Raw genomic sequence first — 4,238 nt, 5'->3', positions numbered from 1 at the left:
CCCTGATACACATCGGGCACCCACATATGAAACGGCACCGCACCCAGCTTGAACGCCACCGCCACCACGATAAACACCACGCCGAGCTTCAGCAGCCATTCCTGCGCCTGACCGTCGTAGGCCGTGGCCAGCACAGTGGCGAACTCCAGCGAACCGGTGGCGCCATATACCATGGAAATGCCGTACAGCAGCAAGCCCGAAGCGAGCGCGCCCAACACGAAATATTTCAACGCGGCCTCGGCGGCTTTGGCCGAATCGCGGCGCAGGGCAATCATGGCATAAAGCGACAGCGACAACAGCTCCAAACCGATATAGGCGGTTAGGAAATGCCCCGCGCTCACCATCACGCTCATGCCGCTTAGGGCAAAAAGCGACAAGGTGTAAAACTCGCCTTTGAAAATGCCGCGCGTTTGGTTATACGGCTTGCTGTACACGAGCAGGGCAAACAAACCGGCATACATCACCATTTTCGACAAACGCGACATGCCGTCTGCAATATACATGCCGTTAAAGGTGTAAACGCTGTCGGGTGTCCACACCAGCCATTGCGCAACGGCGGCGGCGGCCAGCGTACACAGGCTCAGGATATGGGTAATGTAGCGGTTTTTGTCGGACAGCCACAAATCCGCCAGCAAAACCACAAACAAAGCCGAAAGCAAAACGATTTCAGGCATGGCGGGCATTAAGTTCAAATCAGTCCAGTTCATTCTTCACACCTCAAATCTTGCTCTTCGCCACTTGTATAATCAAATCGTTCGCCGCCTGATGGATTACGTCGATAATCGGCTCCGGCCACAAGCCCATGCCCAATACGGCCACGGCGAGAATGGCGAGAATGGCGAATTCGCGGCAGTTCACGTCTTTCATTTCGCGCACTTCGGGGTTGGTGATTTCGCCGAAAATCGTGCGTTTGTACATCCACAGCGTGTACGACGCGCCGTAAATCAGCGTCAGCGCGGCCAATGCGCCCACCCAGAAATTCACTTCCACCGCACCCATAATCACCATAAATTCGCCCACGAAGCCCGAAGTGGCGGGCAGACCGGCGTTGGCCATGCCGAACAGCATCATAAAGGCGGCGAATTTGGGCATTACGTTCACCACGCCGCCGTAATCGGCAATGTTGCGCGTGTGCAGGCGGTCGTACATCACGCCGATGCACATAAACATCGCGGCAGACACGAAACCGTGCGAAATCATTTGGATAATCGCGCCTTTAACCGCCCAGTCGTTCAACTGCCCCAAAGGGCCGTCTGAAAACAGACCGCTGAACGCAAACAGGCCGAGCGTAACGAAACCCATGTGGCTGATGGAAGAATACGCCACCAGCTTTTTCATGTCGGTCTGCACCAACGCCACCATGCCGATGTAAATCACCGCAATCAGGCTCAGCACCACCACCGCAGGTGCGAAAAAGCGCGACGCATCGGGCAAAATCGGCAGGATAAAACGCAGGAAACCGTAGGCACCCACTTTCAGCGTAATCGCCGCCAACACCATCGAACCGCCCGTCGGCGCTTCAACGTGCGCATCAGGCAGCCAAGTGTGCACCGGCCACATCGGCACTTTCACGGCAAACGACAGGAAAAACGCGATAAACAGCAACTGCTGCACGCCCAGCGGAATCTGTTTCAGGTTTTGGAAATCCTCAATCCGGAAACTGCCGCCGGCCTGATAAGACAGATAAACCAAACCCACCAGCATCAGCAGCGAACCCATCAGCGTGTAGAGAAACAGCTTCACCGAAGCATACACGCGGCGCGGGCCGCCCCACATGCCCACAATCAGATACAGCGGAATCAGCATGCCCTCAAAGAACACGTAAAACAGAATCGCGTCCTGTGACGCAAACGCGCCGTTAATCAGGCCGCTCATAATCAGGAACGCCGCCATATATTGCGCCGGGCGTTTCTGCACCACTTCCCAGCCCGCCAGCACAACCATCAGCGTGATAAACGCGTTCAGGATAATGAACAGCACCGAAATACCGTCCACACCCAGCGAGTAGTTGATGTTGAGCGCGGGAATCCATTGGTAAAGCTCGGTAAACTGGTAGCCGCCGTTCGAACGGTTGAACTGCGTAAACAGCGGGAGCGTAACCAAAAATCCGGCCAGCGAACCGATAAACGCAAGGATGCGGGCCAGCGGCGCGCGGTTGTCGCCGCCCGTCGCCAAGACCAGCACGCCCGCCGCTATCGGCACCCATATGGCCAAGCTGAGAAGGTGGTTGGAAAACATGGTTTTTTCCTGTGGGGTTAATTAAAGGTTGTTATGTTATGCGGGGTTTCAGACGGCCTTTCAGGCAGCCTTGATGCCGTCTGAACTTGATTTGTCAGGCACGCAGCCGTTTTTGCGTTTTATTTTAATAAAACGGTATGCACACCCGTTTCCTGCAACAGCTTGGCCGCCTGTTTGTCGAAGGTAACAAACTGTTCCGCGCCGAGCATGGCGCCGCAGAAAGCATTCACACCGTCGGCAAAATCGCCATTGCGCGCCATTACGGCAAAACCTGCTTCGATTTCGTTTTCCTGCACAACCAGTTTAGGCACGGAAGAAATAAAATCTCGTAAAAGTGCAAATATATCGGCCAGCGGAATTTTATAGCTGCGGTTCAATACACATACGGTTTCAATCAAAACAGTGGTAGGAATAACCACACTTTCAGCCTGTTCCAACAACTCGACAGCCGCATTTTGCTGCGCTTCGTCGTCGTTCACAAACAGCCGCACCAACACATTGGTATCGATGGAGATACTGCTCACGGTTTCCGCTCCATAGCCGCACCCTGCACAGCGGCTTCGGCAACGGCCTGATTCATGTCTTCCACGCTCAGATGTACATCAGCATGATTTTTCAGACGGCCTGCAAACTCGCGGATGCTTTTGGTTTGTACGGGTTTGGCCTTCGCACGAATCCGCAATTCGCCGTTCGGCAGCTTGGACACTTCCATTTCATCGCCCGCGCCGATACCCAAATGGTGCAGAAATTCCTGCTTAAAGGTGACTTGGCTTTTGCTGCTTAGTCGTAAAGTAGTCGCCATGGTCGGTTCCTTCCGAAATATCCAGTAAGGTTTATTTTACCTTACCGACTAAGCGAACAGCAAGAACAGGCCGCCTGAAGATATTTAGGGTTTCTGTCATCCGCCCCTGTGGGAGAGGGCTGTCCGTCAAACAAATTTTTCAGACGGCCTTATTTAAACCAAAGCCCCCAGAAAAACGCCACAATCAGCACCAGCACGCCAAAAACCATAAAGGCGGCGTAGGTGTAGATAAAGCCGGTCTGCATTTTGCGTACTTGGGCGGCGATGGCGCCGACGGCTTTTGCGCTGCCGTTGACGATGCCGTTGTCGATGATGGCGGTGTCGATCGCTTTCCAGAAGAACGTGCCGAGTGCGCGGCTGCCTTTGGCGAATACGTTGAAGTAGAGCGCGTCGAGGTAGTATTTGTTATCGAGCAGTTTGTACACCGGGCTGAACGCGGCGGCGATTTTGGCGGGCAGGTGCGGGGCTTTGACATACAGGAACCACGCGGCGGCCACGCCTGCAAGCGCAAGGTAGAGCACGGGGGTAACGAGGCTGTGCGATACCATGCCCAAGGGGCCGTGGAAGGCTTCTTTCATTTGGCTCATCACGGTGTGTTCGGCGTGGTTCACATAAATCACGTCTTTGAAGAAATCGCCGTAGAGCATGGGTTCGATGGCGATGTAGCCGATGATGACGGACGGAATGGCCAGCAGAACCAGCGGCAGGGTGACCACCCACGGGCTTTCGTGCGGATTGTCGTTTTTACCCAATCCGTGATGGTGGCCGTCATCATGGCCGTCTGAATGATGGTGTTCGATTTCGCGCCATTTTTCTTTGCCGTGGAACACCATAAAGTATTGGCGAAACGCGTAAAATGCGGTGACGAACACGCTGGCGAGCACGGCGAAATAGGCGAAGCCGCTGCCGGGCAGGTTGCTGAATTTAACGGCTTCGATGATGCTGTCTTTGGAATAGAAACCGGAAAACAGCGGCGTGCCGATGAGCGACAAATTACCGATGAGCATGGTCAGCCAAGTAATCGGCATGTATTTTTTCAGGTTGCCCATATGGCGCATATCCTGATCATGATGCATACCGATAATGGCGCTGCCCGCAGCCAAGAACAGCAGGGCTTTGAAGAAGGCGTGGGTCATCACATGGAACATCGCAATCGAATAGGCCGACACGCCCAAAGCCACGGTCATATAGCCCAATT

At 54.3% G+C, this 4,238-nt stretch carries 5 protein-coding genes; all 5 read right to left on the bottom strand.

Annotated elements, in window-relative coordinates:
- On the bottom strand, positions 1-707 hold a 707-nt coding region (locus ACEYDX_RS03110; RefSeq protein WP_373740576.1), incomplete at its 3' end, for an NADH-quinone oxidoreductase subunit N.
- Between the two features lie 10 nt (positions 708-717).
- Positions 718-2,238, bottom strand: coding sequence for an NADH-quinone oxidoreductase subunit M (locus tag ACEYDX_RS03105; protein ID WP_373740575.1), 1,521 nt, complete (start codon positions 2,236-2,238; stop codon positions 718-720).
- Positions 2,239-2,357: 119 nt separating this feature from the next.
- The gene (locus tag ACEYDX_RS03100; RefSeq protein WP_373740574.1) at positions 2,358-2,762 is read right to left on the bottom strand and encodes a type II toxin-antitoxin system VapC family toxin; all 405 of its coding nucleotides are present in this window, start codon (positions 2,760-2,762) and stop codon (positions 2,358-2,360) included.
- Entirely contained in the window at positions 2,759-3,040 is a 282-nt protein-coding gene (locus tag ACEYDX_RS03095; RefSeq protein ID WP_373740573.1) for an AbrB/MazE/SpoVT family DNA-binding domain-containing protein, read from the bottom strand. Before ACEYDX_RS03095 ends, ACEYDX_RS03100 begins: the two co-directional genes overlap by 4 nt.
- A gap of 149 nt (positions 3,041-3,189) precedes the next feature.
- Positions 3,190-4,238: proton-conducting transporter membrane subunit (locus tag ACEYDX_RS03090; protein ID WP_373740572.1), on the bottom strand; the 1,049-nt coding region annotated here is incomplete at its 5' end.

It is taken from the genome of Neisseria sp. (genome assembly GCF_041804105.1).
Lineage (GTDB): Bacteria > Pseudomonadota > Gammaproteobacteria > Burkholderiales > Neisseriaceae > Neisseria.
Note: the sequence above shows the minus strand (reverse complement) of the source record. Positions and strands in the feature narration are given on the sequence as shown.

What these genes read in the sequence shown, in the direction of transcription:
- ACEYDX_RS03095 (WP_373740573.1), bottom strand. Translation starts at nt 3,040, where the DNA reads ATGGCGACTACTTTACGACTAAGCAGCAAAAGCCAAGTCACCTTTAAG.
- ACEYDX_RS03105 (WP_373740575.1), bottom strand. Translation starts at nt 2,238, where the DNA reads ATGTTTTCCAACCACCTTCTCAGCTTGGCCATATGGGTGCCGATAGCG.